Raw genomic sequence first — 5,224 nt, 5'->3', positions numbered from 1 at the left:
AGTCCTACCTCAGTTCCCGTTCCAGCGCTCGGAGTTTCATCCGGAATAAGGCCACCCTCGAAGACCTGGATGAACTAGATCAGCTTATCAAAGAGCGCAGAAATATGCTACAATAGTCTAAAATTTAATGGAAAGGCCCATTGATTTTCTAACACTAACCGCCTCGAATTCGGGGCGGTTTTTAATATCTCCAGGGGGCAACGAGGGGGCAAAAAATCGGTAAAATTTAGGAATGTTTGGCAAATAATTAAAAAATGAACTTTCTGAACCCCTTATTTTGGTAGGGTTTGGCATAAAATCAGACATATTACAACTCGACAGAGCATTTGTGGTATAATTTTCCCAACTAAAAATGGAGAGAGAACTATGGCAGAGAAAACCATTGTATTTAAAGTGGGGACATCTTCCCTAACCCAGGAGAATGGTCACTTGGACCGGATCAAGATCGCCCGTATCACCAATCAGCTCGCCCAGCTCCACCAGCAGGGACACCAGATTGTATTGGTGACATCGGGCTCCATTGCGGCAGGCTTCCGCCGCTTGGGATTTGCGAAACGACCAACCAAGATTGCTGAAAAACAAGCCTCTGCCGCAGTTGGGCAGGGACTCTTGATTGAAGAGTATAGCCAGAATCTGATGAAGGACGGGATTGCGACAGCCCAGATCCTCCTGACCCAGGATGATTTTGCGGATGCTAGACGCTACCAGAATGCCTCGCAAGCCTTGCAGGTTTTACTTAAGCAACGAGCCCTGCCTATTATTAATGAAAATGACACCATCGCCATTGAGGAAATCAAGGTCGGGGATAATGATACCCTGTCAGCTCAAGTGGCTTCCCTGCTCAAGGCCGATCTCTTGGTTTTGCTGACAGATGTAGATGGTCTCTACACAGCCAATCCTAATCAGGATCCAGAGGCCCGGCACCTACCTGTAATTGAGCAGATCGATGAAGAGCTATTTGCCATGGCAGCAGGGGCTGGTTCTGCCAATGGAACGGGTGGGATGATTACCAAACTACAGGCGGCCGCTCTTGCGACCAAGTCCGGAGTTCCAGTTTTTATCTGTTCCTCCAAAGAAGATACAGCCCTTTTGCAGGCTGTGACTCAAGCAAATCGCGGCACCTACTTCTTACCTCAGGACCACGCCATGAATCAGCGGAAACAGTGGATGGCCTTCTATGCTCGGGTAGACGCCCTAGTCGAAGTTGATGCCGGAGCAACCAAGGCCCTCTTACAGGAGGGACGCAGCTTACTGGCGGCAGGAGTGGTGCAAGTGGAAGGCGAATTTGAAGCAGGTCAAGTGCTTGAAGTCTACAGTCAGGAATCGCATCAATTAATTGGTAAGGGACGTGTCCGCCTGGCGTCCGCTGACTTGGAAGCAGGCAGAGCAGAAGGAGTCTTGATCCATCGTAATGATTGGGTCAGTTTATAGGAGGGATTATGACAAGTACACAGGAATTATTGGATTCACTTTTGGAGCACAAGGCCTCCATCAATGTTGCCAGCAGTCAGGTGAAAAATCAGGCCTTAGCAGCAATGGCAGACCAATTGGAAGCGCAAGCGGATGCCATCCTAGCCGGCAATGCCCTTGATATGGCTGCTGCCCAGGGGAAAATCAGTCCGGTCATGCAGGATCGGCTGCTTCTAACCCGCGAACGGATCGCGGATATGGCTGCAGGCATTCGGGCCTTGCTTGATTTGCCAGACCCGGTTGGTCTGGTGTTAGAGGAGCGCGTGCGTGAAGATGGCTTACAAATTCAGAAACGCTCGATCCCCTTCGGTTTGATCGGCATGATTTATGAAAGCCGCCCCAATGTCACCTCGGATGCAGCAGCACTAGCGATCAAGAGTGGCAATGCAGTCATCCTCCGTGGTGGTAAGGAAGCCTTCAACTCTGCTCAAGCCATCGTCAAGGCCTTGAAAACAGGTTTGGAGCAGGCTGGAGTCCATCCAGGAGTCCTAGAGTTGGTGCAGGACACAAGCCGAGCCTCCGCCCAGGAACTGATGACCGCCAAGGGCAAAATTGACCTCCTGGTTCCACGTGGTGGAGCCGGCCTCATCCAAGCCGTTGTCGAACAGGCGACTGTCCCCGTAATTGAAACCGGGACAGGGCTCTGCCATGTCTATATTGATCAGCAGGTTGACCTGGAGATGGCAGTCGCTCTGGCCGTCAATGCCAAAACCAGTCGTCCTTCTGTCTGCAATGCAGCCGAAGTACTCCTAGTCCACCAGGACATTGCAGCCGATTTCCTACCAGCCTTTGAAGCTGCCCTAGCTGATAAGGTCGAATTGCGGGCGGATGCCTCTGCTCAGCCCTACCTGCAAGCAGCTATCCCAGCTGGTAGCCAGGATTTTGATACCGAGTTTTTGGATTACATCATGGCTGTCAAAGTCCTCCCATCGCTGGAGGCTGCCATCAGCCATATCAACCACCATTCCAGTGGCCATTCAGAAGCCATTGTGACCACCGACACCCAAGCCGCCGATCTTTTCACCCTCCTAGTTGACTCGGCAGCCGTTTATGTCAACGCCTCCACCCGTTTCACAGACGGAGGCGAATTTGGCCTAGGCTGTGAGCTCGGCATTTCCACCCAAAAAATGCATGCACGTGGTCCCATGGGACTCAGAGAAATGACAACCTACAAGTATGTCATCAGCGGCCAAGGCCAGACCCGCTAGGAGGTGCCCATGAAAATTGGATTTATTGGTACCGGAAATATGGGAGGTGCCCTGGCCCAAGCTGTCGCGCAAGTCCCAGGCCATCAAGTCCTCCTAAGCAACCACAACCCAGCCAAAGCCCAGACTCTCGCACAACTGACAAACGGAACCCTCCTGAGCAACCAAGACCTGGTTAGCCAAGCCGATGTGGTTTTTCTAGGCGTGAAACCCTACCACCTAGCCAGCCTAACCCAAGACCTAGCCCCCCTAGCTAAACCAGAGACAGTCTGGGTATCCATGGCAGCAGGTGTCCCCCTAGCTAGCCTAGCCCAGCACTTGCCCCTCGATCACACCATCCGCATCATGCCCAATACACCCGTAGCCATCGGCCAAGGCATGACCACCTACAGCCTAGCCAACCCAGACCTAGCCCCCCTCCTTGAACACCTACTCGCCGTAAGCGGCCGCCTCATGCAGCTTCCAGAAAACCTCCTAGACGCAGCCACTGCCCTCGCTGGCTGCGGCCCCGCCTTCGTCTACCAAATGATTGAAGCCCTAACCGACGCAGGTATCGAGCAAGGACTCAAGCCCTCAGACGCCCAAACCCTAGTCGCCCAAACCCTCCTCGGCACCGCCCAGATGACCCTCCAATCCGACAAACACCCCGCCCAACTTCGTCAAGAAGTCACCTCCCCAGGCGGCTCCACCATCGCAGGAGTTGTCAGTCTAGAAAAACACGGTTTCCGCGCCGCTCTCATGGAAGCGACCAAAGCAGCTGTCCAAAAAACCAAGGAACTGGGCCAGTAGAAAGCCCCCTGCTCCTGCAATCGTGAAAGGAGAACTTAGCTATGTTTAAATTCATGTTGGAACTGATCATTTACGTGATGATCGGCAAGATTGCCTTACCCATCTTCGAAAGTTTACCGATAAATATTTGGCTCGCACGACTCTTAGCCGGCTTGGTTGTGCTATTCCTAGGTATTTTGATGGAAATTCGTAAAGTAAAGGCCGAAAAAACTAGGAGTTCCGAAATGGATAGCGGATAAGGTATCTGGCTGGGGTGACCACTATCAACTAGTGGCTTAAAAGTCAGTTTTAAAACGAGCTATATCAAAACTAGCCCTCGTAAAACGAGGACTGGTTTCTTGTCTAGATTATTATCTCGAACGACATGCGTTAAAAGTTAATTGAACCGCCGTGTGCCGAACGGCACGCACGGTGGTGTGAGAGGGACTAGTGATTAGTTCCTACTCGATTTGAAAAAAGACAGTAGACTTCCTGCAAAACAGTGACAGAACCTGAGATTTATCGGAGTCATCACTTGAAAAAGACTGAGTTATAAAATGTTTCAGTGTGGTTATGCGATCTAGAGCACCTCTAAAAACTAAATTTCTGAAAATCTAAATGTTGATTTATCAAGGTTTGAGTGATTCAATTTGAAGAACAACTAGAGTTTTTAGAGGTCCCCTCTAATACATTAGTTCCGCAGGAAGTCTAGTAAAAAAGCGCAAAAAGACATTCCTTGTGTTATACTGTTCTTGTGAATTTTTGAATTTTTATTTTTGGGTCTTAGAACTGTTGCCTCAGTCCTAAGGCCTTTTCTTTTTGATAAGGTTGGTGTGTGGAAAGCAGTTTGTAAATGATTCTCAGTAGTTTATGGGCACAAGCAATGACGGCTTTCATCTTACTTCCTCTTTGGGAAACTCGTTTATATAATGATGAAAAAGCAGGATTTTTAGAATGTGCGGCAATCATGCCAGACATCGTTAGAGCGTGTTTGATATAGCGATTCCCTTGTGTAATATGCGAAGATTTTTTAATACCAGCACTTTCATAGGAGCCAGGACATAATCCAGCCCAAGAAGCCAAATGACCATCGGTTTTAAAAGCCTGCACATCTGGTCCAATCTCAGCTAAGATAACTGCAGCAGCAGCTTCACTTACCCCAGGTAAAGTTTGAAGGATATGGTTCTCTTCTGGAAAATGTCTTTGAATATAATCCTTGATTTCTTGAATCAAAGTCTCAATGAGCTTCTGATACATCCGATATTCTTCCAAACTTTGATTCAAGATAAAACGATCTTCCAGCGACAATTTTCCATTCATAGCTTCTACTAGTTCATCAGGACTAGCTTTAACCCGCTTTTGCATACAAGATTTGACACTATCATAGTCGATAACCTCACCATCAATAAACAGTGAAAGTAGCGCTTGCCCTGTCTTTGAGAAAATATCGGATAAATAGCTGGTCAATTTAATATTGGCACGTTGCAGTATGTTGTGAATCTCATTTTTGACTTGTGTTTGACGTTGCTTGTAAGAAGATTTACGACGAGTTAACAAACGTAACTGTATAACTTCTGGACTTGGAATGTAAGAAGAAGCAATTAGCCCACATCTTCCCAACTGTTCCATCCATTCGGCGTCCTTCACATCTGTCTTGCGTCCAGGAACATTTTTGATATGTTGGGGATTGGCTAGAACTAAAGTTATAGTAGAATGAAACAGAAACCACACACTTTGTGCTATACTATTTTTATGGCATATTCAGTAGATTTTCGTAAAAA

The 5,224-nt window shown here is 48.3% G+C and carries 5 protein-coding genes and 1 pseudogene; 5 read left to right on the top strand and 1 reads right to left on the bottom strand.

Annotation, left to right across the window (positions count from 1 at the left end):
- Positions 1-366: 366 nt before the first annotated feature.
- The 5 genes and pseudogenes from proB to N4310_RS07395 all read left to right on the top strand — a co-directional run.
- Entirely contained in the window at positions 367-1,431 is a 1,065-nt protein-coding gene (proB, locus tag N4310_RS07415) for a glutamate 5-kinase (protein WP_262092678.1), read from the top strand.
- 8 nt (positions 1,432-1,439) lie between these two features.
- Positions 1,440-2,678, top strand: coding sequence for a glutamate-5-semialdehyde dehydrogenase (locus N4310_RS07410; protein ID WP_262092677.1), 1,239 nt, complete (start codon positions 1,440-1,442; stop codon positions 2,676-2,678).
- A gap of 9 nt (positions 2,679-2,687) precedes the next feature.
- Positions 2,688-3,464: a pyrroline-5-carboxylate reductase gene (proC, locus tag N4310_RS07405; RefSeq protein ID WP_262092676.1), complete on the top strand. Its 777-nt coding sequence runs from the start codon at positions 2,688-2,690 to the stop codon at positions 3,462-3,464.
- A gap of 41 nt (positions 3,465-3,505) precedes the next feature.
- Positions 3,506-3,703 (top strand): hypothetical protein, encoded by a 198-nt coding sequence (locus N4310_RS07400; protein ID WP_262092675.1) that lies wholly within the window; start codon positions 3,506-3,508, stop codon positions 3,701-3,703.
- Positions 3,672-3,848: pseudogene (locus tag N4310_RS07395) on the top strand (group II intron reverse transcriptase/maturase); the annotation flags it as partial. The gene N4310_RS07400 and the pseudogene N4310_RS07395, both read left to right, overlap by 32 nt.
- A 378-nt stretch (positions 3,849-4,226) precedes the next feature.
- Here the strand turns inward: N4310_RS07395 and N4310_RS07390 are convergent.
- Positions 4,227-5,174: an IS110 family RNA-guided transposase gene (locus N4310_RS07390; RefSeq protein WP_262092674.1), complete on the bottom strand. Its 948-nt coding sequence runs from the start codon at positions 5,172-5,174 to the stop codon at positions 4,227-4,229.
- Between the last annotated feature and the right edge of the window lie 50 nt (positions 5,175-5,224).

Origin of the sequence: Streptococcus danieliae (assembly GCF_025447695.1) — a bacterium.
GTDB classification, from domain to species: Bacteria; Bacillota; Bacilli; order Lactobacillales; family Streptococcaceae; genus Streptococcus; species Streptococcus danieliae.
Note: the sequence above shows the minus strand (reverse complement) of the source record. Positions and strands in the feature narration are given on the sequence as shown.